This window comes from Novosphingobium sp. (assembly GCF_020852455.1).
Lineage (GTDB): Bacteria > Pseudomonadota > Alphaproteobacteria > Sphingomonadales > Sphingomonadaceae > Novosphingobium.
This window is the reverse complement of the sequence record NZ_JADZAT010000015.1, coordinates 23,253-48,413: the sequence shown is the minus strand read 5'-3', so window position 1 is coordinate 48,413 and position 25,161 is coordinate 23,253. Positions and strand designations below refer to the sequence as shown.

Annotated in this window: 25 protein-coding genes; 8 read left to right on the top strand and 17 right to left on the bottom strand. The window is 63.1% G+C overall.

Annotated features, from left to right (window positions below):
- Positions 1-36: 36 nt before the first annotated feature.
- Together IT549_RS07805 and IT549_RS07800 are read right to left on the bottom strand one after the other, a co-directional pair.
- The gene (locus IT549_RS07805; RefSeq protein WP_292971692.1) at positions 37-381 is read right to left on the bottom strand and encodes a helix-turn-helix transcriptional regulator; all 345 of its coding nucleotides are present in this window, start codon (positions 379-381) and stop codon (positions 37-39) included.
- A complete protein-coding gene (locus tag IT549_RS07800) occupies positions 378-728 on the bottom strand; it encodes a type II toxin-antitoxin system RelE/ParE family toxin (RefSeq protein WP_292971690.1) in 351 nt (116 codons plus the stop codon). The genes IT549_RS07805 and IT549_RS07800 overlap by 4 nt, the downstream gene beginning before the upstream one ends.
- Positions 729-984: 256 nt before the next feature.
- Between IT549_RS07800 and IT549_RS07795 the strand changes: the two genes are divergently transcribed.
- The 4 genes from IT549_RS07795 to IT549_RS07780 all read left to right on the top strand — a co-directional run bounded on the left by IT549_RS07795 (position 985) and on the right by IT549_RS07780 (position 3,938).
- Positions 985-1,302, top strand: a complete 318-nt coding sequence (locus tag IT549_RS07795; RefSeq protein ID WP_292971688.1) for a single-stranded DNA-binding protein — start codon at positions 985-987, stop codon at positions 1,300-1,302.
- A gap of 113 nt (positions 1,303-1,415) precedes the next feature.
- Positions 1,416-2,744: a nucleoside-triphosphatase gene (locus IT549_RS07790; RefSeq protein WP_292971685.1), complete on the top strand. Its 1,329-nt coding sequence runs from the start codon at positions 1,416-1,418 to the stop codon at positions 2,742-2,744.
- Positions 2,741-3,406 (top strand): hypothetical protein, encoded by a 666-nt coding sequence (locus tag IT549_RS07785; RefSeq protein WP_292971682.1) that lies wholly within the window; start codon positions 2,741-2,743, stop codon positions 3,404-3,406. Before IT549_RS07790 ends, IT549_RS07785 begins: the two co-directional genes overlap by 4 nt.
- Complete coding sequence (locus IT549_RS07780; protein ID WP_292971680.1) at positions 3,381-3,938, top strand: AAA family ATPase; 558 nt, start codon at positions 3,381-3,383, stop codon at positions 3,936-3,938. The genes IT549_RS07785 and IT549_RS07780 overlap by 26 nt, the downstream gene beginning before the upstream one ends.
- A 78-nt stretch (positions 3,939-4,016) precedes the next feature.
- Here the strand turns inward: IT549_RS07780 and IT549_RS07775 are convergent, their stop codons facing one another.
- The 4 genes from IT549_RS07775 to IT549_RS07760 all read right to left on the bottom strand — a co-directional run bounded on the left by IT549_RS07775 (position 4,017) and on the right by IT549_RS07760 (position 9,271).
- Entirely contained in the window at positions 4,017-5,258 is a 1,242-nt protein-coding gene (locus IT549_RS07775; RefSeq protein ID WP_292971678.1) for a tyrosine-type recombinase/integrase, read from the bottom strand.
- A gap of 271 nt (positions 5,259-5,529) precedes the next feature.
- A complete protein-coding gene (locus IT549_RS07770; protein WP_292971676.1) occupies positions 5,530-6,615 on the bottom strand; it encodes a helix-turn-helix transcriptional regulator in 1,086 nt (361 codons plus the stop codon).
- Positions 6,616-6,636: 21 nt separating this feature from the next.
- The gene (locus IT549_RS07765) at positions 6,637-7,764 is read right to left on the bottom strand and encodes an LLM class flavin-dependent oxidoreductase (RefSeq protein WP_292971674.1); all 1,128 of its coding nucleotides are present in this window, start codon (positions 7,762-7,764) and stop codon (positions 6,637-6,639) included.
- A gap of 37 nt (positions 7,765-7,801) precedes the next feature.
- Complete coding sequence (locus IT549_RS07760; protein WP_292971671.1) at positions 7,802-9,271, bottom strand: NAD(P)/FAD-dependent oxidoreductase; 1,470 nt, start codon at positions 9,269-9,271, stop codon at positions 7,802-7,804.
- A 138-nt stretch (positions 9,272-9,409) separates the two neighbouring features.
- Here IT549_RS07760 and IT549_RS07755 point away from each other — a divergent pair, with 138 nt between their 5' ends.
- The 4 genes from IT549_RS07755 (at position 9,410) to IT549_RS07740 (ending at position 14,875) form a co-directional block, all read left to right on the top strand.
- Entirely contained in the window at positions 9,410-10,180 is a 771-nt protein-coding gene (locus tag IT549_RS07755; protein WP_292972097.1) for an SDR family oxidoreductase, read from the top strand.
- On the top strand, positions 10,173-10,730 hold the full coding sequence (locus tag IT549_RS07750; RefSeq protein ID WP_292971668.1) for a nuclear transport factor 2 family protein: 558 nt from the start codon (positions 10,173-10,175) through the stop codon (positions 10,728-10,730). The genes IT549_RS07755 and IT549_RS07750 overlap by 8 nt, the downstream gene beginning before the upstream one ends.
- 93 nt (positions 10,731-10,823) lie before the next feature.
- Entirely contained in the window at positions 10,824-12,947 is a 2,124-nt protein-coding gene (locus IT549_RS07745) for an NAD(P)/FAD-dependent oxidoreductase (RefSeq protein WP_292971665.1), read from the top strand.
- A 14-nt stretch (positions 12,948-12,961) separates the two neighbouring features.
- Entirely contained in the window at positions 12,962-14,875 is a 1,914-nt protein-coding gene (locus IT549_RS07740) for a DUF3604 domain-containing protein (protein WP_292971663.1), read from the top strand.
- 166 nt (positions 14,876-15,041) lie between these two features.
- Here the strand turns inward: IT549_RS07740 and IT549_RS07735 are convergent, their stop codons facing one another.
- The 11 genes from IT549_RS07735 to IT549_RS07685 form a co-directional block, all read right to left on the bottom strand.
- The gene (locus IT549_RS07735) at positions 15,042-16,574 is read right to left on the bottom strand and encodes a FadD3 family acyl-CoA ligase (RefSeq protein WP_292971660.1); all 1,533 of its coding nucleotides are present in this window, start codon (positions 16,572-16,574) and stop codon (positions 15,042-15,044) included.
- Entirely contained in the window at positions 16,567-16,938 is a 372-nt protein-coding gene (locus tag IT549_RS07730; RefSeq protein WP_292971658.1) for a nuclear transport factor 2 family protein, read from the bottom strand. The genes IT549_RS07735 and IT549_RS07730 overlap by 8 nt, the downstream gene beginning before the upstream one ends.
- 5 nt (positions 16,939-16,943) lie before the next feature.
- Positions 16,944-17,402 carry a MaoC family dehydratase gene (locus tag IT549_RS07725; RefSeq protein WP_292971655.1) on the bottom strand — a complete coding sequence of 153 codons (459 nt, stop codon included), beginning with the start codon at positions 17,400-17,402 and terminating at the stop codon, positions 16,944-16,946.
- A 2-nt stretch (positions 17,403-17,404) separates the two neighbouring features.
- A complete protein-coding gene (locus tag IT549_RS07720) occupies positions 17,405-18,190 on the bottom strand; it encodes an SDR family oxidoreductase (RefSeq protein ID WP_292971652.1) in 786 nt (261 codons plus the stop codon).
- Entirely contained in the window at positions 18,190-19,368 is a 1,179-nt protein-coding gene (locus tag IT549_RS07715; RefSeq protein WP_292971650.1) for an acyl-CoA dehydrogenase family protein, read from the bottom strand. The genes IT549_RS07720 and IT549_RS07715 overlap by 1 nt, the downstream gene beginning before the upstream one ends.
- Positions 19,365-20,420, bottom strand: a complete 1,056-nt coding sequence (locus IT549_RS07710; protein ID WP_292971648.1) for an acyl-CoA dehydrogenase family protein — start codon at positions 20,418-20,420, stop codon at positions 19,365-19,367. The genes IT549_RS07715 and IT549_RS07710 overlap by 4 nt, the downstream gene beginning before the upstream one ends.
- A 139-nt stretch (positions 20,421-20,559) precedes the next feature.
- A complete protein-coding gene (locus tag IT549_RS07705; protein ID WP_292971646.1) occupies positions 20,560-21,465 on the bottom strand; it encodes an SDR family oxidoreductase in 906 nt (301 codons plus the stop codon).
- A gap of 3 nt (positions 21,466-21,468) precedes the next feature.
- On the bottom strand, positions 21,469-21,903 hold the full coding sequence (locus tag IT549_RS07700; protein ID WP_292971644.1) for a nuclear transport factor 2 family protein: 435 nt from the start codon (positions 21,901-21,903) through the stop codon (positions 21,469-21,471).
- Positions 21,903-23,054 (bottom strand): acetyl-CoA C-acetyltransferase, encoded by a 1,152-nt coding sequence (locus tag IT549_RS07695; RefSeq protein WP_292971642.1) that lies wholly within the window; start codon positions 23,052-23,054, stop codon positions 21,903-21,905. Before IT549_RS07695 ends, IT549_RS07700 begins: the two co-directional genes overlap by 1 nt.
- Before the next feature lie 9 nt (positions 23,055-23,063).
- The gene (locus IT549_RS07690; protein ID WP_292971639.1) at positions 23,064-23,996 is read right to left on the bottom strand and encodes an acyl-CoA dehydrogenase family protein; all 933 of its coding nucleotides are present in this window, start codon (positions 23,994-23,996) and stop codon (positions 23,064-23,066) included.
- The gene (locus IT549_RS07685) at positions 23,996-25,159 is read right to left on the bottom strand and encodes an acyl-CoA dehydrogenase family protein (protein WP_292971637.1); all 1,164 of its coding nucleotides are present in this window, start codon (positions 25,157-25,159) and stop codon (positions 23,996-23,998) included. Before IT549_RS07685 ends, IT549_RS07690 begins: the two co-directional genes overlap by 1 nt.
- Positions 25,160-25,161 lie beyond the last annotated feature (2 nt).

Below are 25,161 nucleotides of genomic sequence, written 5' to 3'. Positions count from 1 at the left end.
CCACGGGCGGGCCGCGCATTCCGATTTACTTTCGGCTCAAGCAGCCAAATGCGAAGGTGACGGCCTTCGCGTGGTTGCAACGCGCGGGCCGACCGAAATCTTGACCCTGACATCGCGGTTAAGCCGGTCGAGGACACGCATCAGCCGATCAACAGTAAACCGGTCGAGCTTGGACTGACGGATGCGCGAAAAATCAGCCGCCGCAATGCCGGTGCGCGCCTCCGCATCGCGAACGGTCAGCCGCTCCTTATCGAGGGTCTTGATCACTTCAGCGGCAAGGATCGCCCGAAGCTGGCGCAGGCTCGCATCGGGCGCGTCGAAGTCAGCAAAGACATTGCCGGACCCGCGCACCAGCTCGATGTCGTCGGTTTGATCGGTCATGCCAGCATCTCCTTCAGCCGCTTGATCCTGTCGCGCACGAGGTCGATCTCATGGCGCGGCGTTGAAATTCCCTTGGTCGACTTCTTCTGGAAGGCATGGACCACCCAGACATCGTCGCCCAGTTGCAACGCGTAAACGACCCGATAGGCGTCGCCACGCTCTTTGATTGCCAGCTCCCAGACTCCGGTGCCAAGTCCGGCAAGCGGCTTTGCCACATCCGGCGTTCCGCCATCTGCCACGATCGTCAATGCATCAAGCGCCCGATCGATCGCACGGGCCGGAAACGCCTCGAAATCCTTCCGCGCCGCCTTGATCCAGGAAATAGTCCGAAGCGTGGGGCGAGGCATCGCCGTTTGTAGTCATATTTGCCTACATCTGTCAAGTCGTGCGATGTCCAGGTCTCTGCCTGACCGCACTAGCTCCTGCCCTTGATTGACGGACCTATGACCGCTTTTCGCCATCCTCGCGCAAGCAAAAAACCGGCGCGTACCGCGCCTGCGGTTTCCACGAATGGAGCCTCCGCTTTTTGGCTTGCGCGCGGACGACGCGCGGCCCCACCAAGGCCGTCAGGACAGTTCGCCTGGCACGATCAGGAGAAGCACCATGCAGAACATCGCCGAATTTCACATCATCGGGCGCATCGGCAAGATCGATGCCGCCAAAGATGTCACCCACATCTCGGTCGCCGCCAACTACAATCGCCGCGACGGCAACGAATGGAAATCCGATCCCCATTGGAACCGCGTTACCTTGTTCGGCAAGCTACGCCGCCTGACCGAGAAAGCAACGACCGGCGACCTGGTGCGGATCACCGGACGGGTCCGCCCGACCAGATATGAAGCCGAGGGCATGACCCGCTACTGCGTGGACATGATCGCCGATGGCTTCGCAGTGCTCGCCAAGGGGAACGGCAAGCTATAGGAAGACTTGCCGTTAGGTTCGAGAAAACCGGGAAGACACGACCGTGCAGCGCGAATGGCTTGGCGTGAAGGGAAGCGGGCGTTAGACACAAAACATTGGATGGAGAATAACTTGTGAACAGGCTTTGGACGCTAATCTGGCCCGAGAATCTCGATGCCGCTGTTGCACTTATCGTCGCCCTAGCAGTTACAGTATATGCCGTGTTAGGCGGCACCAAAGCCGAATATATCTCTGCTGCCATGCTCCTGACGCTCTCATTGATAGCGTTCGGACTTCTGAAGGACAGAGTCGCTAGGTCGAAACAGCAACAAAGTCTTGACATCATTATCGGATCGCAGAAAATTCTGCCCGCAGATCGTTTCTTTAAGAGCAAATCCCCGGAAGACGATGTCATCCGATCCGCTCATTCGTCGATAATCATGATTCAAGAGACTGGGAGTCTCGTCACCGAGCATTCGCAGGCTGGCATCATAGATTTCGTGAATCGAGGTGGGAGCCTGAAACTCGTCGTCTCTTCGCCTTCCCCGCTTCCAGCGTTGAACCTCGCCTTCCGTAACGAAAATCTCCAAAGTGACAGTTCAATACTGAAACGAGCCGACCTTTTTCTAAGTCAGATGTCTTACATATCGTCGAAGGTCGGCCCGAGGTCGGAGAATATTACGGTTCGATACAGTGAGTATGATATCGGCTATACGTCGACCGTATCGGATGGGAGACATCCTTCGTTCGTTTCCAAAGGAATTGTTCGAATTGCTGGATTCAGAATACCATTCGCAAAGAAACTTGATTTCGAAATCGACTCTGAATTTTCCCCCAGAGTCGTGTCTCACTTTTGCGATGAATTTGATACGCTGTTTGAAAGCTGCTCTAAGTTCATACTTTTGAGTGGATCCCCCCGCTCTGGTAAGACTACGATCATCAATAGATTGATCGATCAGCTTCGATCAAGCAATCAGCACGTTTACTCGGTTGTTTCCCGGGAAATCATGCGCGAAGGAGAGCGTGCTGGCTTCGAGATTGTCATAAACGGGGACGAAGGCACAACCAGGCCGTTCGCCCTAAGAAAAGAGGGCGCCCAGAAAGACATAAGTGGTATTCTCAACTATGATTTCGAGACCGCCGTTTGGGACGAGATAGCCGACGACGTCCGGAGAGAATCTAAAGGCGGCAAGATCATCATCCTTGACGAAATCGGCGAGATGCAGATTTCGTCGTCTCGATTCAAAGACGCAATAAGCGAGCTTTTGAAAGATAGCGCATCGACGGTGATAGCGACAATATCCGTTGCATCCAATCCGTTCCTACAATCGGTCAAAGAGCATTATCGCACTAATATCGTGCAACTAAGTGAAGCGAACAGAGATGCCGTCATGGACTCTCTCTTGAGCGAGGTGGCCGCCAGCGTGCGGCGCGCATCTTTTCTGGACGGTCAGGCGCAGTGAGAGACTATTTGAAAAACTTCGTAGGTGAGCAAGCAACCTTCCGCAGCCGGAAGTGGGGCAAACTTACGGTGATATCAGAGACCTTCACCGATGCGATCGATGGCGACCTGGTGGTCATGGTGGGCAATCCGACGCAATCACAGAGTCCGCTAGTGCGAATCCATTCAGAATGCGTTTTTGCCGAGGCTTTCGACAGCGAGCTTTGCGACTGCAAGGATCAACTAGAACTCGCTCTGGGTCGAATGCAGAGCGCCGGTGCTGGAATCCTGTTTTATCTCAGGTTAGACGGCAGGGGGATAGGACTTGCGGCGAAGGTCAAGGCGACCGCGCTTGAAGTCGAGGGAATCGATACGTTCGAATCCCGTCGATTGATCGGCGAGCCTCCAGAATGCCGCAATTTCAGATCCGTTGGTGATTACCTCAAAGGTAAAGGGTTCGAACGCATTCATCTCATGACTAATAACCCTGAGAAGATTGCAGATGTTGAAGCTGCTGGGATTTCGGTAACGCCGGAGCCTCTATATTCTAACAATGCCAGTATCCACATCACCAGACTATACGACACAAAACGGCGAAAGTTTGGTCATAATATTCCTTACAATTCATCCGATAGGCAGCTCAATCTGGATTTAAACGATGAGCAAAATGATAATAACGTTTAGCGGGTTATGCGGGGTTGGTAAGACCGACGTCATTCGATCGGTAGCCAAGCTCATCCCCGCAATGTCCGTATCGCTTGGAGATGCAATCAGAAATGAAATTCGTAGCCGCGGGTGGGAGGCTTCCCCGTCGGTGGAACGGCAAGTCCAGATCGAACTTCGCGAAAAATACGGGCAGGCAGCGGCGGCGATCGCCTTGAAACACTCGATCATTGGCGCCCTCGGATCTTGCGACCTCCTCTTAATTGATTCGGTTTGCAGCCCATCGGAACTGGACCAAATCTCCGGACTAGGAGAGAGAACCTACGCATTCTCCATCCATGCGCACCGTCATCTTCGTCTCGAGCGTCTGGCGAACCGAAATAGTCGATCGATGAGTGCCGAAGACATGATGCTTCGCGACAATCTGGAGCTCTCTGAGTTGGGGAAGGGAGTTACCCTGGGTAGAGCTGAGTATCAATTCACGAACAATACGGATCTGCCCTCGATCACACGCGCCGTCTCAGAACAAATCGCCGCTCTCAAACTCGTGTGAGACGATGTTCGACGGTAACGGCCAGCCTTGGTCAATCTCCAACACGATGCCAAGCGCAACCGATACAATTAATCGGCTTCAACGAACTATCGAGAGAACCTTGGCGCCGCTCAGCGCCGCCTCTCTGGCCTCATCGAGCACTTCGACGGCCTTCAGCTTGAACTCCGGCGCGAGATGAGCGTAGCGGAGCGTCATCGTATAGTCGCTATGGCCCAGCAGCTCGCGGATCGTGTTGAGATCGACGCCACCCATGGCCAGGCGCGAGGCGAAATGGTGGCGCATGTCATGCCAGCGGAATTCGGCAATCTGTGCGTCCTTGAGCAAACGCCGCCATGACGAATTCGCACGATCGAACCGCTCCCCCTGTTCGTTGACGAACACCAGCCCGGAAGTATCCTCGCTCTGCGCGCGCCAGTTGAGCAGGACCGACATGGCTTCGCGGTTGAGCGGGATATGACGCGTCCGGCGTGATTTCGCCGTTGCCCCGGTCACCGTCAGGATACGCCGGTCAAGATTGACGTTCGACCAGGTGAGGTCGAACAGCTCTCCCCGGCGACACCCAGTGTTGATCGACATCAGGATCAGCGGCTTGACGTGATCGGTGAAGACCGAATCGCGCAGGCTGGGTAGCAGCACATAACCGCGCTCTGCCCGCCAGCGGTTGGCCGTGTCGCGTTCGGCGCGGCGACGCTCTTCCCGTTCCTCGATTGCTGCGCGCAGCCGTGCTTCCTCGGCTTCGCTGAGATAGCGAACCTTGAGGCAATCATCGACCCGCGCCTTTCGGACCTTGGCCAGAGGGTTCGCGGGAAGAATGCCCCAATCGACTGCGCGGTTGAAACAGGCCTTGATCGAGGCGATGTCCCGGTTGATTGTCTGGTTGCTGAGGCCGCGTTCGACCTCTTTGGCCCGCCAGCGCTCGACATCGAGCGCCGTAATCTTGTCGAGCGACTTTTTGAGCAGCGCCTTGAATGCGGTCTTGAGCCGATTGAGGTTCTGCGCATGGGCCTTCTGGCTGGACTTTGCCCAATCCGCGTAGTCGCCATCAAGATAGTCGCCAAAGGTGGGCATCTCTGCCTTTGGCTTGCGCGCCTCGATCGGATCGATCCCTTGAAAAACTACAGCGAGGATTGCCCGCGCGCTTTCACGCGCCTCAGTGACACCAAGGACATCGGCACGACCCAGCCAGACGCGCTTGCCCCGAGCGAACTCACAATACCATGACTTCGAACCGCCGGGCGTCACCCGCAAAACCAGTCCCTTGAGGCGGGTGTCGCGATGCTCGACGGGACGCTGCGTCGGTACGATTCTGTCGACAGCCAATTGGGTTAATGCAGCGCGCATAGCGTGACCTCACCGGTTTGCAGAACTTGAAATCCCGTGGTGCTGTGGTGGTGCAAAATGATGAAACGGGGTGGAACAAAACGGAACAATCTGCACCACCACAGCACCACGGAGATACCCAAGAACGCCCGGAAAATCAAGGTTTTCTGTTGATTTTCGGTGCGTTAGCGACCGCCCAATTTTCCGGCTGGGGGTGTGGGGGTCGGAGGTTCGAATCCTCTCGTCCCGACCAATTTTCTCTCCGAAACGGTCAACCCGGCAACTGCCGCAGCAGGCTGATCAGCTGCGCCTGGCGGTTGACCTGCGTCTTGGTGAAGATCGAGCGCAGCTGGACCTTGGCGGTGTTGTAGGCGATGCCCAGCGCTTCAGCGGCTTCGCCCAGCGATTGCCCCTTGCCCAGCATTGCGCAGAGGCGTCCTTCGGCTGGCGTCACGCCCAGCAGCGCGCTGATCGTTTCGGGGTCCTGCAGGCGCTCGTCCCAGGGGCGGGCCAGGAACAGGGCCAGTGCGCCAGCGCCCGAATGGGTCGCGGGCAAGTCAATCGCGCGCGCGGTCACCACCAGATCGCCATGTTCGGGCCGGGCGACACGGAACCGCGCGATTCCCAGTGCGGCCCCGCCGTCCAGCAGTTCGGCAAGCCGTTGCCCCGCTTCCGCAGCGGCAAAGCGTAGCTTGCCGCCCGCCAGCCGCACGCCCTCCCCTTCGCTCAATAGCCGTTCCGCGAGGTGGTTGGCGCTGACCGGGCGCAGTTCGCGATCCAGCACCAGCAGTGCCAGCCCCAGGCCATCGGTGGCACTGCGATAGACGCTGTGCTCGGCCCGGGCGAATTCCAGCCGTTCGAACAGTTCCACCGCAGTGCGCAGGTGCGGAACCAGTTCCTGCAGGCGGGCGCGGTCCTGCGCGGTGAAATTGTCGCGCTCGCTTCTGCGGGTCAGGCGAAAGCGCGCTTCGAAGCGATTGGGAAAGCGCAGGTCAACCGCAAGCACCTGCTCACCCCCGGCAAGCGCGAGATACTCGCGGTATTCGGCCAGTTGCTCAGGCTCGCGCTGCGCCAGAAATTCGGCAAAACTGGTTACCCGGCCATCGGGCAGGTCGCGAAACGGATCCTGGGCGAAGAGGCGCTCCATATATTCGGCAACGCGTGCCGGATCCGCGCCGGGCGAGACAAATGTTCCCGGCAAGGGACGGCCGCGAGCAGCAATGATCAGAGTCGCGAAATCGGCTTGCAGCCAGTCAGCCAGTGCTTCGAGGAAGGATTCCCACGGACGTTCGGCATCGATCCCGCCATAGAGCCTGGCCAGCAGCGATGAATAGCGGGGATCAAGCACGTGCTGCATCCCCGCCCTGATAGCCCAGCTTCACCCCTTGCGGAAATGCGGGATGACCTTTTCCCCGATGTTGCGGATCGTTTCCATGATCACCTCGTGCGGGATTCCGCCCATCTGGAACATGAACAGGATCTCGTCCGCCCCAGCGTCGATCAGCCTCTGGACATAGCGGATGCAATCGTCGGGAGTACCATAGGCATCCTGGGCGATCGTGTAGTTTGACAGGTGCTCATCGCCGACCGGGATCGCCTCTTCGGACAGGTAAGCGATTGTCGCCTGCTTGCCGGCCTCGAGGACCTGGGCGTGCTCGTCCGCGCTGGTATCCTCGTCAACTGTCGGGCGCGGCCCGCCCTGGTACCAGTAGGCGATGCTTTCAGCAAAGAAGCGCTGGCCGCGCAGCCCGATCTTGCGGGCCTTTTCGCGGTCGTCCAGCACGGTTGCGGCGCACAGGGCGGCCAGGTGCTCGGTCGGGCGAAAGCCCACCTGGTCCTCGGCCTTGCGATTGCGGAAAGCCTCGCGGTAGATCGCGTTTTTCTTGGCAATCTCGTCCGGCCCCGAGAAGCCCAGCACCAGCGCACCGATCCCGCGTCCGCCGGCAGCCAGCAAAGTCGCCTCGCGGGTGCAGGCCATGTACATCGGCGGGTGCGGATCCTGGTAAGGCTTGGGATGGATCGGGCGGCGCGGGATCTTGATGAACTCGCCGTCGTGCTCGATTTCATCCTGCACCATGATCTTGGGGATCAGGTACATCGATTCATCAATCATCGGCCCCAGGTCGTTGAGGTCATAGCCGAAAGTTCCGGCCTCCTGCTGGGTCCCGCCCTTGCCCACGCCGAAATGGAGCCGCCCCTGCGAAAGGATATCAAGCGTCGCGATCCGTTCCGCCACCTTGACCGGATGGTTCATCGCTGGCGGCAGGCAGACCACGCCGTGGCCAACGTGGATCCGGCTGGTCGCCCCGGCGATGAAGGCCAGCACCGTTTCGGGCGCGGACATGTGGGCATACTGGGTCAACGCGGTGTGTTCGACGCACCAGATGCAATCAAAGCCATGCAGTTCGGCATACTTGGCCTGCTCGACGATCTGCAGGAACACCGCCTGCTCGTTGGCCCGGCTGGTATCGACCATCTGGGCTTCGTAAATGATCGAGAATTTCATTCAGGTTCTCCCGCTTATATCTTGTTCTATATGTCCTTCAGGACGCGAACTCGAACTCGCTCATGACCGGCTTGGCCATCGCCTCGGCGAATGCATCATAGCTCCAGGGCCAGCTTGCCGGAACGCCTTCATCGTCGAGGTACCAGCTCGAACAACCCGAAGCGAAAATCGTCTTTCGGGCCGCGTCGATCCGCCGCTGTTCATAGTCGGCGAAGGCCTCTGCGGTCGGGACCACTGCGCGGGCTCGGCCGGCCCGCAGCTCTTCGATCAGCTGATCGATATAGTCCCACTGCCGCTCGGCAATGTCGATCAGCGAGAAGTTGCCGACCGGTCCGGTCGGGCCGTTGAGCATGAAGAAGTTGGGAAAACCCGGGATCGTCATCGCATAATGCGCGCTGGGCCGAACCTTCCAGGCCTCGTCGAGCGTCGCTCCGCCCTGCCCGCTGACCGTGGCCGGGCGGATGAACCGATCGGCCTGGAACCCGGTGGCCAGCACCAGCGTATCAAGCGGGTGGAACGTCCCATCCTCCATCCGTACACCCTGCGGCTCGACCCGCGCGATCCGGCCGGTTTCGACATGGACAGCGGGGTGCTGGACTTCCTCGTAGTACCCCCACGAATAGATCAGGCGTTTGCAGGCCGCGCGATAATCAGGGCGCAGCTTTTCGCGCAGTTCCGGGTCGCGAACGCTGGTTTCGAGGTTCTGACGACAGATCTCCTCGATTTCGGCCATCTTGGGTCCGTCGATATCGGTGATCGCGTCGGTAAAGCGGATGATCGCGCCGATGTAATCATCGCTGTAACGGATCGCATCCATCAGCGCGGGATCCTTGCGGAAGCCCGCGCGATCCTCATCGGTATAGTCGAACTGCGGCACCGGCATGATCCACTGCGGCGAACGCTGGAAATGGACCAGCTTGTTCACCACCTTGTTGATCGCGGTAACGATCTGGACCCCGGTCGAACCGCAGCCGATCAGGCCGACGTTTGCGCCTTCGATCGGAGCGCTGTCATCCCACCGGGCGGTGTGGAAGGCAGGGCCGGCAAAGCTGTCCAGCCCCTCGATTTCAGGCAGGCGCGGGTGATGCAGGACGCCGGAAGCGACGATAACCACATCGGCTTCGACCTTCTCGTCGCTGGCCAGGGTCAGGGTCCAGGTTGCGCGTGAATCGTCATAGACCAGGCCGCTGACTTCGCAGCCGAAGCGGATCGCCGGCATGATCCCGTATTTTTCCGCAACCATTTCAAAATACGTCTGAATTTCCGCGCCGGTGGCATAGTAGGAGCGCCATTCGGGATAGGGTTCAAACGAATAGGTATAGGCGTGCGCGGGCACATCGCAGGTCAGCCCTGGATACCGGTTTTCGCGCCAGGTTCCGCCAATTTTCGTTGCCTTTTCAAAGACGGTGAACTGCTCCCCGCGCTGCTTCAGCTTGATCGCGGCCAGGATGCCGGCCATCCCCGCACCAATGATCGCATAGCGCAGCTTGCGCCCTTCTTCTCCCATCGACCTGTCCTTCCGCATACACTCAACGCGCACTTGACTGTCACCACGTTGACACACCAGCATCACCCAAAAGGGTTATGTGCACCGGCACAAGCTGTGGCACAGTCACTTGCGAAAAATGACCGTTGGGAGATGGCGATGGACAAGGACTTTCCGGCAGGGGCCTGCGTGGTGTTCGGCGGCAGCGGGGGGATCGGCCAGGGGGTCGCGCTGGAGTTCGGCAAGGCCGGCAGCGACGTTGCAGTCTGCTATCGCACCAAGCGCGAAGTGGCCGAACGGACCGCGGCGGCGATTGCCGCGACCGGCGCCCGGGCAACGATCCACCAGGTCGATGTGCGCGAGCGGGCCTCGGTCGAAGCGGCGCTGGCCGGGATCATTGCCGAACATGGCCGGATCCACTCGCTGGTCTGGGGTGCCGGTCCGTTGGTCTCGCAGACCCCGCTGGCCGAATGGGACGATGCGATGTTCCGCAATGCGATGGAGGTTGAGGCTTTCGGGTTCTACAACGCAGCCCGCGCGGTGATCCCGCACATGCGCGCGATGGGCGGCGGCAGCTTCGTCCACCTCGGCTCCGCCGGGCACGACTGGTTCCCCAAGCTCGACGGCCTCTCGGTGGTGCCCAAGGCCGCCAACGAAGCCCTGATCAAGGGCATCGCCAAGGAAGAGGGCGAACACAACATCCGCGCCAATACGGTGCTGGTCGGGGTGATCGACGCTGGCATGTTCCACGAACTGTCGGCCCAGGGGGTGTTCGACCAGCAATGGATCGAGGAAACCCACAAGCTGCTGTGCCTGCGCCGCTGGGGTCAAGCCGAGGATATCGGCGCGGCGGCGGTGTTCTTCGCTTCGCACAAGGCCAATTACGTCACCGGGCAGACCATCTCGGTCTCGGGCGGGTTCGGTGTCTGACAGCCTGACCCCCTCCCCGGTCGAGCTGGCCGAGGCGCTTGACCGGATCGCGCTTCAAAAGCTGGCCTGGGCCTATTGCCATGCGATTGACCGGCAGGACTTCGCGCTGCTGCGCAGCCTCTATCACGACGATGCCGAGGACGATCATTCGCCGATGTTCAAGGGCGGGCCCGACGAATACGTTGCCTGGCTGCCCTCGATCCTGGCGCACTGGCAGCTGACCTCGCACGTCATATCCAACATGAACTTCGTGATCGCCGGCGACGCGGCCGAAGGCGAGCTGGTGACCATGGCCTATCACCGCACCGCCGATGGTTCGCGCGAGGTGATCGCCCACGGGCGCTATCTCGATCGCTACCTGAAACGCGATGGCATCTGGCGGTTCCATCGCCGCTCGCTGGTGCTCGACTGGTTCGAGGACCGCCCGGTCCAGAAAGGCGACGGGCCGGGGATCGACGAAGGCGTGGAATGCGGCCAGCCGGGCAGCGGCGATGCGGTGTACACCCGCCTGCCCCTGTTCGCCCGGCAGCGCACCGCGCGCGAGGCCTGATCTGCCCATTTTGGCCGAATTTGCACCATGCCGGGGCGGGCCGGAATTGCCCCGCACCGGCCATCGTGCATAGATCGCCGCGGGAGAAACACGATGACATCGAACCGCTATCCGCACCTGCTCTCGCCGGGCCGCATCGGCACGATGGAGCTCAAGAACCGCATCGCCGTGACCGCCATGGGGATGAGCCTGTCGGAAGAGGATGGCACGGTTGGCGAGCGGCTGATCGCCTACCACGAGGAACAGGCCAGGGGCGGCAGCGGACTGATCATCATCGGTGTGGCCGGGGTGGCCTGGCCGGTCGGCGCGGTCGCCTGGCAGCAGACCGCGATTTCCGATGACAAGTTCCTGCCCGGCCTGACCGAACTGTGCACGCGGGTCCACCAGCACGGCGCCAAGATCGCCGCGCAGCTTCACCATGGCGGGCTGGTTGCGGGCTATTCGGCGCGATGGGGCCATCCGCTGTGGGCACCCGCAATGCCCAAACCACCGGCTGGCGGCGATTTCATGGACTATTTCCTGCCCGAGGAAATGGCCGGCTTCACCGGCATGACCATGCCGACGATCAAGGTGCTGGAACAGGACGATATCGACCAGGTGGTGCGCCAGTTCGCCGAAGGCGCGGCGCGCGCGAAACAGGCCGGGTTCGACGGAATCGAGATCCATTCTGGCCACGGCTACCTGCTGTCGAGCTTCATTTCGCCCAAGACCAACACCCGCACTGACAAGTACGGCGGCAGCCTGGAAAACCGGATGCGGCTGCTGCTGGAAGTGCTGGCCGCCTGCCGCGCTGCCACCGGGCCGGACTTCCCGATCTGGGTCAAGCTCGACAGCCGCGAAGTGGGCAAAGACGGCGGGATCACGATCGAGGATGCCAAGCAATCGGCCAGGATGGTCGAAGCCGCAGGTGCCGATGCGATCACCGTTACCGCCTATCACGATACCATGCAGGCCAAGCTGCATTCGGAATCGAACATCCCGCACATCGAGGACACCAACCTGCCCGCCACGGCCGAGATCAAGTCGGCCGTCTCGATCCCGGTCATCGGCTCTGGCCGGATCGAGGCCGAAACCGCCGATCGCACGATCGGCAAGGGCGGCACCGATTTCGTCGCGATGGGACGCAAACTGCTGGCCGATCCACACCTGCCCAACAAGCTGCTGGCGGGCATGCCGGACAAGGTCCGACCCTGCATCTATTGCTACACCTGCGTCAGCGCGATCTACACCGGCACCCATTCGCGCTGCGCGGTCAATTCCGAGCTGGGCTGGGAATTCGAACGCAAGACCGCGACCGCCGCGCCCAAGCATGTTGCGGTAATCGGCGGCGGCCCGGGCGGCATGGAAAGCGCCCGGCGGCTGGCCGCGCTTGGGCACAAGGTGACCCTGATCGAGGCGAGCGAACGGCTTGGCGGGACCCTACGCTTTGCCGCACTGGCCTATGAACCCAACGAACGCCTGCTGGGCTGGCTGCGCGGCGAAGTGGCCGAGGCCGGGATCGACGTGCGGCTGAACACCAGCGCCACCCCGGATCTGCTGCGCGAACTGGGCGTGGACGAGGTGATCGTCGCCACCGGCGCGGTGCGCGGCATGCCTGATATTCCCGGTAACGACCTCGACCATGTGTTCTCGGGCGATGACATGCGCAAGATGATGTTCGGCGAAAGCTCGGACGCGCTGAAGCGCAAGACTGGCCTGTTCACGCGCCTCGCCACCAAGGTCGGCGCGGCGACCGGGGCAACCGCCAACCTCGATCTGGTCCGCAAGGCGACCCATGCCTGGATGCCGATCGGCGACAAGGTGGTGATCATCGGCGGCGAACTGGTCGGCGTCGAACTGGCCGAATTCCTGATGGAGCGCGGCCGCCGGGTGACCGTGGTCGATGACAGTCCGCGCTTTGGCAAGGGGCTGACCCTGGTGCGGCGGATGCGGCTGCTTTCGGAACTGAAGGAGCACGGCGTTACCCTGGCAACCGGCGCGCAAGACATCGCGATCGGCAAGCAGGCCGTGACCTGGACCGACGGCACCGGTGCGGCGCAGTCCGCACCCGCCGATACCGTGATCGTCGCCAAGGGCGCGGAAGGCGACCTGTCACTGGCCGACAGCCTCAAGGCCGCCGGGTTCACCGTCCACGCGATCGGCGATGCCGGCGGGGTCGGCTACATCGAAGGCGCGATGCGCGGAGCTGCAGAGGTGGTCAGCGCGATCACTGCCTGATGGGGAGATTGGCCATGCGCAAAGCGCTGAAATTCGGGATCGCGGCAATCGCACTGGGGGCGGCCTGGTGGGGCTGGCGCAGTGATCCGGTGCAGGATGCCCTGACCAGCGCCACGGCCAAGGAGGACGGGAGTGTCCCCCTCGCCCCCTATCCCCAGCGGGTCTATTGGGGCGATACCCATCTCCACACCGCCAATTCGCCCGACGCCTTCGGGTTTGGCAACCGGCTGGGCCCCGAACAGGCGCTGCGTTTTGCCCGGGGCGAGCAAGTGACCGCCACCACCGGCGCCACGGCCAGGCTGGCCCGTCCACTCGACTTCCTGGTGATTGCCGACCACTCCGATGGGCTGGGCTTTTCCAAGATGCTGGCTGATGCGCCGCGTTTCCTGCTGCCCGATGACCGGCTGAAGCGCTGGCACGACATGTTCAATGCCGGGCCGGAACAGTCGCAGAAGGCCACCGCCGAGATGATCGACCTTGGCCGCGACATGAAGAACGCGGACAAGATCGCCGATCCCAAGAAGACCGCACAGCAGGCGCAATCGATCTGGCGCGCGTCGATCCGCACGGTCGAACGCTTCAACGATCCGGGCAAGTTCACCGCCTTCCTGGGCTTCGAATTCACTTCGATGCCGAATGGCAACAACCTGCACCGCGTTGTCATGCTGCGTGACGGGTTCGATTTCGGGCGGCAAGTCGTTCCGGCAGTCGCCAGGGCATCGAGCGAGCCCGAAGCGCTGTGGGACTGGATGGATCGCTATGAAAAGCTGACCGGCGGACGGGCGCTGGCGATCCCGCACAATTCGAACATGTCGAACGGGCTGATGTTCGAAATGAACCTGCCCCAGGGCGGACCGATGACCGCTGCCTATGCCCGCCGCCGCGCCGCGCACGAACCGGTGGTTGAGGCGACCCAGATCAAGGGCGACAGTGAAAGCTATGGCCTGCTGTCCCCCAACGACGAATTTGCCGGATACGGCACGCTGGGCTGGGACAAGTCCAACCTCGACATGACCGAGGCGACTACCCCGGCGATGCAGGCCGGCAACTATGTTCGCGAAGCGCTCAAGCGCGGACTGGCGATCGAGGCGGCGACCGGGGTCAACCCCTACCGCTTCGGCCTGATCGGTTCGACCGACAGCCACACCGGCCTGTCCACCGCCGATGAGGACAACTTCTTTGGCAAGCACACCGGCAATGAACCGGTGGCAGGCAAGGACCGGGTCAATCCGGGCGTCAATCTGGGCACCCGGTCCGGCCGGTTCAACTGGAACTACCTGGCGGGCGGCTATGCCGGGGTCTGGGCCCGGGCCAACACCCGTGCGGCGATCTTCGATGCGATGATGCGGCGCGAGGTCTATGCCACCACCGGCCCGCGCATGACGCTGCGGGTGTTTGGCGGCTGGTCCTTCGATGCCGCGATTCTCCAGGGCGATTGGGTCAAGGCTGGCTATGACCAGGGCGTGCCGATGGGTGGTGTGCTGCCCCAGGGCCAGGGCGTGCCCAGCTTCGTTATTTCCGCACTGAAGGACCCGATCGGCGCCAACCTTGACCGGGTGCAGGTGGTCAAGGGCTGGTACGGCGCCGATAGCCAGATGCACGAGAAGGTGTTCGACGTGGTGTGGAGCGATCCGGCCCGGCGCCAGCTGAGCGATGGCAAGCTTCCCCCGGTGGGCAACACGGTCGATCTGGCCAGGGCCAGCTACAGCAATTCGATCGGCGCACCCGAGCTGGCCACCGTCTGGCGCGATCCGGAATTCGATCCGAAATTGCGCGCCTTCTACTATGTCCGCGTGCTCGAAATCCCGACCCCGCGCTGGATCGTTTACGACCACTTGCGGTTCGGCACGAAGATCACGCCCGAGATGCAGCCGATCACCCAGGAACGCGCCTATTCCTCGCCGATCTGGTACGAGCCGAGGACCTGAGCGGGTTTGATCGCTGCGAGCTGTCTCATCAGCACTCAACCGTCACCCCGGACTTGATCCGGGGTCCCGCTGCCAATTCAGCGTCTCGCTCAAACGCGAGGTTGCGGAAAAAGCGGGATCCCGGGTCAAGCCCGGGATGACGGTAGTCGTTGGGAAACAGTTGGCGCTAACAGCGCAGCTCGGTCTTGAGCACCTTGCCGCTTGCATTGCGCGGCAGGTCCTCGACGAAGGCCACGCTGCGCGGGACCTTGTAGTTGGCCATGTTCTCGCGGCTCCAGGCGATCAGTTCGGCTTCGCTGACTTCCGCACCGGGGCGGAGCACGACATAAGCCTTGCCGACTTCGCCCATCCGCTCGTCAGCCACGCCAACAACCGCAACCATCGCGATCGCCGGGTGCTCCGCCAGCAGCTTCTCGACTTCGGCCGGATAGACGTTGAACCCGCCCGAGATGTAGAGATCCTTCTTGCGGTCGGTGATCCGCAGATAGCCGTTCGCGTCCATCGTTCCGACATCGCCGGTGTGCAACCAGCCCTGGGGGTCGATCGCTTCGGCGGTAGCCCGGGGATCGTCGAGATAGCCCAGCATCACCCCCTGCCCGCGCACCAGCACTTCGCCGGTTTCGCCGCGCGGCACTTCGTTGCCTGCTTCGTCGGCAACGATCACTTCGTTGCCGGGGATCGCCGCGCCGCAGGTCTGGGCGATGGTCTCGGCCGGATCGCCCGGGCGGCACGAGGTGATGTTGACGCATTCGGTCATGCCGTAGGCGGTGATGATGTCGCGTATGCCCAGCTCATCGCGGATCCGCTCGACCAGTACCGGCGGCACGGTGGCGGCACCGGTAGTGCCCCCCCGCAATGACGAGCAATCGAACGGCTGCTTTTCCAGCTCGCTCAGCAGCATCTGGAAGATCGTCGGCGGGCCGGGCAGAAAGCTGATCCGCTCCTGCTCGATCAGGCGGATCGCCTCATGCACCTCGAACTGCGCCATCGGCACCGCCACCGCCCCGCTCAGCAGACAGGCGACCCAGCCGACCTTCATCCCGAACGAATGGAAGAACGGGTTGGCGATCAGATAGCGTTCGCCAAACGACAGCCCGGTGTTGCCGATCCACACCCCGCACTGCGGCAGCACGCGCCCGTGGGTCATCAGCACGCCCTTGGGGCTGCCGGTGGTGCCGCTGGTGAACAGGATGTCGGAAATGGTATCGGCATTGATCCCGGCCAGCGCGGTATCGACTGCCGGATCGGTCGCGCTGCCCTCAGCCAGGAAGGTGTCGAACTGGCGGTCGAGCAGCAGCACTTCCTTGAGGTCGGGCAGGTCCTCGTCCGCGATCAGCGCGCGGTAGTCGATCCCCAGGAAGCTCTCAACCGTAAACAGCAGCCGGGTCTGCGTGCGGCGCAGGATATCGCCGGCCTCGCGGCCCTTGAGCCGGGTATTGAGTGTGACCACCGCCGCGCCGCAGCTCATCGCCGCGATCCCCGCGACGATCCATTCGCGGCAGTTGGGCGCCCAGATCGCGATCCGGTCGCCAGCGCTAACCCCGCGCGCCAGCAAGGCCGAAGCCGCGCGGCGGCTTTCCTGCCAGAGCTGCGCAAAGGTCCAGGTCTCGCCGCGCTCGATCACCGCCGGCGCATCGGGCCAGGCCCGCGCGGCAGCCTCGGCCGCATGCGGGATCGTCAGCGGCAGCGGATCAAGCATGCATGTTACCGGGGCCGAAATAGGCCTGCATCAGCGTGACCTTGCCCGCATCGTCAAAGGCAAAGGTATCGATCACGTCGATCGCCATGTCCTTGCCGTCCCAGTTGAGCCGGACCTGCATGGCAAAAGCAGCATGCGCGGCGGCGACGCGGATCGGGCCGGTCAGATGCAGCCTGGCCCCGGTCGCCATCGACTGGGTGTAGAATTCCAGGATCGCGGCCTGCCCCACCTTGGGCGGGCTGCCAATCGGGTCCTCGACCACCGCATTATCGGCAAAGAGCGCCGCGGCCATGGCCGGGTCCTGCTTCTCGAAGGCTTCGACATAGGCATGGACGGCGGCTTGCATCTGTTCGGGCGTGGGCATCGCATTCACTCCGGGAAATAGCGGCTGATGGTATCGACAACGCAGGCCGGTTTGTCGCTACCCTCGATCTCGACCGTGACGCGGACCACCGACTGGATAGCGCCTTTGATCTCCTCGACGCCCACGATCTCACCCACCCCGCGGATCCGGCTGCCGACCCTGACCGGGCTGAGAAAGCGCAGTCGGTCCGCGCCGACGTTCACCGCATGGCTGAACCCGCGCACCTCGATCAGATCGGGCAGGAACAGGTTGACCAGGCTCATCGTCAGATAGCCATGGGCGATGGTCCCGCCAAACGGCCCTGCCTTGGCACGTTCGACATCGACGTGGATCCACTGGTGATCGCCGGTCACCTCGGCAAATCCATTGACGCGGTCCTGGTCGATCAGCAGCCAGTCGGTCGGGCCGAGCTTGGTGCCTTCCTGACCAACGAGGTCGCGGGGGTTTTCATAAATCTTGGCCATGGTCATGCCCGCTGGCTCGAGACCGAGAGTACTTCGCCGGTCATGTAGCTGGATAGGTCGCTGGCCAGGAACATCATCACGTTGGCCACTTCCCACACCTCGGCAGGTCGCCCGAAAGCCTCCTTCGAAGACAGTTCGGCCAGCAGTTCGTCAGTGGTGACTTTGGCCAGGAAGGCATGCATCGCGATCGAAGGAGCTACCGCGTTGATCCGCACGTTATGCTCGGCCGCCTCGACCGCCGAACAGCGGGTGAAGGCCATCACCCCGGCCTTGGCAGCAGCATAGTGCGCCTGCCCCTTCTGCGCACGCCAGCCCAGCACCGAGGCATTGTTGACGATCGCACCCGATCCTTGCGCATACATCGCCGGCAGGAAGGCGCGGGTCATCCGGAACACCGAATTGAGCGTGACGTCGAGCACCCGGAACCACTGCTCGTCGGTCATGTTCACGACATCGACTTCGCCGCCCAGCCCGGCATTGTTGATCAGCACGTCCACCCGGCCCAGTTCCGTCAAAGCCGCGGCGTGAAGCGCATCGACCTGATCCTGACTGGTGACATCGCAGACCACCGTGGCGGGCCGCGCGCAGCCGACCTCTGCCGCGATCCGGTCAGCCGCTTCGCCCAGCCGGCGTTCATGGAAATCGCTAATCAGAACCGTCGCGCCCTCTTCAGCCGCGCGCTTGGCAGCGGCATAGCCGATCCCGGTGCCGGCGGCGGCGGTGACCACCACGGTCTTGCCCTTCAGCAAATTTCGGCCCTCAGGATAGGGCGGAATGGGGGCAGCCATCAGACGTCTCCTCGCGGTTCACGCGGCATGCCCAGACCGCGCTCGGCGATCAGGTTGCGCTGGATCTGGTTGGTGCCGCCATAGATCGTGTCGGCGCGGCTGTAGAGGAACAGGTTGGGCAGCGTGTCCCACTCATATTCGTCGCCCGCCGCCACTTCGCCGGCCTGGCCCAGCACGTCCATCGCCAGCTCGCCCAGCCCGCGTCGCCAGGTCGCCCACTGGATCTTGTAGGTCAGCGCCGCGCCGTCGATCTTCGAATGATCGGTGTTCGACAGCATCCGCAACGCGCCATAGCGCATCAGGCGCAGGCCGATCTCGGCCTTGGCGATCCTTTGGCGGATCAGCGGATCCTTGGCCGCGCCGTTGGCCCGGGCGGCGGCAATGATCTCGTCCAGTTCGTTGCGGAAGGCCATCTGCTGGCCCAGTGTGGAAACCCCGCGTTCGAAGGCGAGCAAGCCCATCGCGATCTTCCAGCCATCGCCCACCCCGCCGATCAGGCTGTCGGCCGGACAACGCGCATCGGTGAAGAACGTCTCGTTGAATTCGGCATCGCCGTTGATCTGGGTGATCCCGCGAATCTCGATCCCGGGTTGGTCGATCGGCATCATCAGGAAGGTCAGGCCCTTGGGTCCCTTCGATCCTTCCTCGGTGCGGGTGACCACGAAGATCCAGTCGGAAATGTGCGCCAGGCTAGTCCAGATTTTCTGGCCGTTGACCACCCACTCGCCATTTTCCAGACGCCCCTTGGTACGGACAGAGGCGAGGTCGGATCCTGCGCCCGGCTCTGAAAAGCCCTGGCAGAAGATCGTCCGCCCGGCGGCGATATCGGGCAGGAAGCGCTGCTTTTGCTCTTCGGTGCCGAAGGTAAGGATCGTCGGCCCGGCCAGTTCGATGCCGATGTGGTTGACCCGGCCCGGAACCCCGGCGCGGGCATATTCCTCGGCAAAGATCACCTGCTCGGCCAGACTTGCGCCACGACCGCCCCATTCGACCGGCCAGCCGATGCACGACCAGCGGTGTTCACCCAGGTGCTGTTCCCATTCCTTGCGGCGTTCGGGGCTGGCGGTCAGCTTGCTGATGCCCTTGATGTCCTTGAACGGGCCAGCCATCTGCGCCTGCAGCCAGTCCGCACATTCGGCGCGGAAAGCCTCTTCGGCGGGTGAGAAACCCAGCTTCATGCCGCTTCTCCCAGGATCATCGTGGCCACCTGCTCGCGGTGGGCATTACCGCTGCCCAGCATCGTTTGCAGTGCGCGCGCGCGTTTGAAGTAGAGGTGTGCATCATGTTCCCAGGTAAAGCCGATCCCGCCATGCAGCTGGATCATGTTGCCGGCGCACATGAACATCGTGTCGGCGGCAAAGCTCTTGGCGGCATGGAGCGCGATTCCCGCCTCGTCCGATTGCTCGTCGACCGCGCAGGCCGCCCAATAGACCGCGCTGCGGGCCTGCTCGATCTCGATCATCATGTCGGCCAGGCGGTGCTTGTAGGCCTGGAACGAGCCGATCGGGCGACCGAACTGGACGCGCTCCTTCGCGTAATCGACCGTGCGGTCAAGACAGGCTTGCGCCCCGCCAAGTGCTTCGGCAGCCGCGCAGATCCAGCCGGCCTCATGCGCGGCCTGCAGCGCAGCCGCGCTATCGGCCAGTGCTTCGCCTTGCGCCGCGTCAAGTGTCACAGTGGCAAGCGGGCGGGTCTGGTCCATGGTGGTGTGGCCCGTGATCGAGACGCCCGGAGCGTCGGCCCGGACGATCCACAATCCCGCCCCGGCGCGCAGCACGAACACTTGCGCCAGGGCACCGTGCGGCACGAACTGGAACGAACCGGTGAGCGTATCACCCGTTGCTGCGACACTGTTGGAGCCCGAGCAGGCAGCGATCACTTCGCCGCCCAGCATGGCGGGCAGCCACTCGGCCTGCTGCGCTGCGGTGCCCCCGGCAGCAATCGCGCGCGCGGCCATCGCATGGCCCAGCAGCGGAATCGCAGCAACCTGAGCCCCGGCGGCTTCAGCCACAATCGCAAATTCGACCATGCCCAGGCCGGCCCCGCCCAGTTCCTCGGGAATGGCGATGCCTGACAGGCCCAGTTCCTGGCAGAAAGCCTGCCACAGCGCGCGGTCGATCCCTTGGCCGGCCATGGCCTTGCGGGTGCGTTCGCTGGTGGCGTTTTCTGCAAAGAAGGCGCGCGCGGTTTCCGCGATCATCGCCTGTTCTTCAGTGAAAGCGAAATGCATTGCTAAATCCTCCCCTTTTGGGGGAGGGGGACCATGCGCAGCATGGTGGAGGGGGAATACCCTCCGCAGCCGATTGCCCCCTCCGTCAGCGCTTCGCGCTGCCACCTCCCCCAAAGGGGGAGGATCTGTGTGGTCTCGATCATGCCGTCCCCCATACCTTGCGCGGCGGTACGCGTTCGGAAATCAGTTTCGCCACCGCTTCGCCGACATCGGCGGGTTCCCACCTGGCGCCCTTGTCCACGCAGGGACCTTCGCGCCAGCCGTCTTCCAGCATGATCTTGCCGCCTTCCAGTTCGAACACGCAGCCGGTGACATCGGCGCTTTCGCTCGATCCCAGCCAGACCACCGTCGGAGCGATATTCGCCGGGTCCATCACGTCGAAGGCCTGGCCTTCAGTCGCCATCTTGTCGGCAAAGGCCTGCTCGGTCATCCGGGTCCGGGCCGAAGGGGCGAGCGCATTGGCGGTGATCCCATAGCGGCCCAGTTCGGCCGCCTGAACCAGCGTCAGCGAAGCAATCCCGCCCTTGGCGGTTGAATAGGCGGCCTGCGCGATCGAGCCCTGCAGCCCCGCGCCTGACGAAGTGTTGATGATCCGCGCATCGGGGTTCACCCCGCCCTTCTGCTTCTCACGCCAATAGTTCACCGCATGGCGCGCCAGGCAGAAATGCCCGCGAAGGTGGACGTGCATGGTCGCGTCCCATTCCTCCAGCGTGGCTGAAACGAACATCCGGTCGCGCACGATCCCGGCGTTGTTGACCACCACATGCAGGTCGCCAAAAGCGTCGAGCGCGCATTGGACGATCCGCCCGGCAGCGTCCCAATCGGTGATGTCCTCGTAATTGGCCACGGCCTTGCCGCCGGCGGCCTTGATCTCTTCCACCACGCCGTCGGCGGCCGAGGTATCGCGGCCCTCGCCGCTCAGCGAGGTGCCGATATCGTTCACCACCACGTTGGCGCCTTCGGCCCCGAAAGCCAGCGCATAGGCCCGCCCCAGCCCGCGCGCGGCGCCGGTGATGATGACAGTCCGATTGTCACAGATACCCATAGTCTATCCCAATGCCTGAAGTGTGTGTGCGCTGCTGTCGCCGACCAGGTCGGTCTGGACGTATTCGCGCCAGGTGAAGTGCCAGCCGCCCGCATCGCGGCAAAGCTGGTCGCGGTAACGGCCGGTGGCGACGATCTGCAACGGATAGCCCGGCGCAGCCTGCAGCACGGTCCATTGGCTCTGGCAGGTCGCTGCGTTGCCGTCGGCGGATAATTCGATGATCGGATTGGTGGTGATGTGCCGGGTCAGCGGCTTGCCGTCATAGGTCTTCACCCATTGCTGCCACATCGCCAGGATCGCCTCGCGTCCCGCGATCCGGTGCCCACCCACAATCACCCCGCCGCGATCAAACAGTGCGGCGGCGCCATCGAAGTCGCCGTCGTCAAAGCGCATCGCGTAGGTGTAGAGCAGGTTGGGTATGGCGATTGCCGCGTCCATCACAGCCGCTCGATAATCGTCACGTTGGCCTGCCCGCCGCCTTCGCACATGGTTTGCAGACCATAGCGCCCGCCGGTGGCTTCCAGCGCGTTCAGCAAGGTCGTCATCAGCCGGGCGCCGGTGGCGCCCAGCGGGTGGCCCAGCGCAATCGCCCCGCCGTGGACGTTGACCTTCTCGTGCGGGATACCCAGTTCCTTCATCCAGGCCATCGGCACCGATGCGAAAGCTTCGTTGCATTCGAACAGGTCGATGTCGGCAATGGTCATGCCGGCCTTCTTCAAGGCATGCTGGGTGGCCGGAATCGGCGCGGTCAGCATCCATACCGGATCGTCAGCGCGAACCGACAGGTGGTGGATCCGCGCGCGCGGCTTCAGCCCATGATCTTTCACCGCCTGCTCGCTGGCGATCAGCAAGGCTGCGGCGCCATCGCAGTTCTGGCTGGCGACCCCGGCAGTGATCACCCCGCCTTCCTGCACCGTCCTGAGGCTGGCCAGCCCTTCGAGCGTGGTGCCCGGACGGATCGTCTCGTCGGCCTCAAGGCCATGGAGCGGGGCGATTTCGCCCTTGAACAGTCCGCCATCGGTCGCCGCCTGCGCGCGCTGGTGGCTGGCCAGTGCGAACTCTTCCATCGCCTCGCGGCTGATCTGCCACTTGGCGGCGATCATCTCGGCCGAGTTGATCTGGTTGAGCAGCCCATCACCAAAGCGTTCGACCCAGCCCTTGGAACCGGTGAAGGGATCGCCGAAGCCATAGGGCTGCCCGGCAAACATCGCCGCCGAAATCGGGATCGCGTTCATCGCCTGGCTGCCGCCGGCGACGACCAGGTCCTGGGTTCCGCTCATCACCCCCTGTGCGGCAAAGTGAACCGCCTGCTGGCTCGATCCGCACTGGCGGTCGATCGTGGTGCCCGGCACATGCAGCGGCATCCCCGCAACCAGCCAGACCGTGCGGCCGATGTCTCCGGCCTGGGGGCCGATCGTGTCGCAGCAGCCCCAGACCACGTCATCGACCGCACCCGCATCGATCCCGGTGCGGTCGACCAGCGCCTTGATCGGGTGTGCGCCCAGATCGGCGGGGTGCAGTTCGGCAAGGCTGCCCTTCTTGCGCCCGATCGGGGTGCGGATCGCGTCGATGATATAGGCTTCGGCCATGGTGTTCCCTCAGGCAAATGTGTGTTCAGGGCCGATCGGCTGGGACCCGCCCAGCACTGCGGCATCGACCCGCTTGTAGTGGTACGACCGGTCGCCCCAGGCCCCGGCGAGCGCCCAGGCGCGCTTCATCCAGAAGTGCAGATCGACCTCATAGGTGTAGCCCATCGCCCCGTGGACCTGGATCGCCACTTCAGCGGTCTGGATCGCAGCATCCGTGGCGGCCAGTTTGGCGTGGCTGACGTGGAGCGGAGCGCTGGAGGCTCCGTCCTGCAAGGCCTGCGCCGCACGCCAGACCACTGGTTTGGCGAATTCAACTGCCACCGCACAACTGGAAAGCTGGTGCTTCAGCCCCTGAAACGCACCGACCGGCTGGCCGAACTGGGTACGGATCTTGGCGTATTCGACCGCTTGATTGAGCATCGCATCGGCCAGGCCCAGCAACTGCGCCGCGCTCATCAGCGCGCCGAGATTGAGCAGGTGATCGTCGGTGCTGCCCGTCGCCGGGAACCGCACAAGGTTGCGCAAGGGATCGACGCTTTGCAGCGGCTTGCCCTCGCCGTCGGCAACCCATGGGTTCAGCACATGCGGCAACGCGACCTTGCGGGTCCCGGCGGCAATTGCGGCAAGCTCCGCGGTTTCGCCCTTCGAAACCAGCCACGGCACTGCAACGAAGGCCGTATCGACCAGCGGCTCGGCCAGACAGGCCCGCCCGCATTCGGCAGCGATCAGCGCGGCTTCCAGCAGACCCATGCCCAGCCCGCCCTGTTCTTCGGGCACGCACAGGCCGGTCAGGCCCATATCAACCAGCCCCTGCCAGATCGCCGGATCGCGGTTGCCCTCTGCATCGAGCCGCCGCAGCACTTCGGGGCCGTGAGTCCCAGCCAGATAGTCGCGCACGCTTTCCGCAAGGGTCAGCTGATCATCGGAAAAACGGAAATTCATCAGCCTGCTCCCACGCGCGGCAGGCCCAGCAGCCGTTCGGCGATGATATTGCGCTGAACCTCGTTCGATCCGGCATAGATCGGGCCGGAAAGCGAGAAGATGTAACCTTCTAGCCACTGGTTGATCTGCCCGTTGCCGAACCGCTTCAGCTCGGCATGGGCGCCCAGCAGCTGCATCGCGGTGCGGTGCATCGCGCGGTCAAGCTCGGACCAGAAGATCTTGTTGAGGCTGGCCTCAGCGCCGATCTTGCCCCCGGCCATGATCTTCGAAGCGACCGCATAGGTGTTGTAGGCATAGGCCTGCGCTGCGCCCCAGGCCTGGACCACTGCTTCGCGCGCGGCGGGCGATGCTTCGGCCTCATGCGCGCGGTACAGCTCGACCAGCCGCTTGGCGGTCGCCTGGAAGCGCCCGGGCGAGCGCAGCATCAGTCCGCGTTCGAACCCGGCGGTAGCCATCGCCACGTTCCAGCCCTCGCCCTCGCCGGCCAGGCAGTTTTCGACCGGCACGCGGACCTCGTCGAAGAACAGTTCGGCAAAGCCGGTGTCGCCGTGCAGCTGGCGGATCGGGCGGCGGGTGATGCCCGGGCTGTTCAGGTCGAACAGGATGAAGGTCAGCCCCTTGTGGCGCTTGCTCTCCGGATCGGTGCGGAAGATGCCAAAGCCCCAGTCGGCAAAGGCAGCGCGGCTCGACCAGGTCTTCTGCCCGGTGATGACGTAATGATCGCCGTCCCGCACTGCCTTGGACTGGATCGCCGCCATATCGCTGCCCGCGCCGGGTTCGGACCAGGCCTGCGCCCAGATCACCTCGCCGCGCGCCATCGGCGGCAGGAAGCGGGCCTTCTGCTCTTCGGTGCCGAATTCCATGATCGTCGGGCCGAGCAGGAATATCCCGTTCTGGTTGGCCCGGTTGGGTCCGCCGGCGCGGAAATACTCTTCCTCGAAGATCAGCCACTGGATGAGGTCGAGCCCGCGCCCGCCGAATTGTTCGGGCCAGGTGACCATGCCCCAGTTACCGCTGGCGAGCGTGCGTTCCCACGCGACATGATGGTCAAAGCCTTCCTTGCACTCCAGCGTGACGAGCGGCTCCTTGGGCACATGCGCTTCCATCCAGGCGCGCACTTCGGCCCGGAAGGCCTGCTGTTCAGGGGTGTAGGCGAGATCCATGG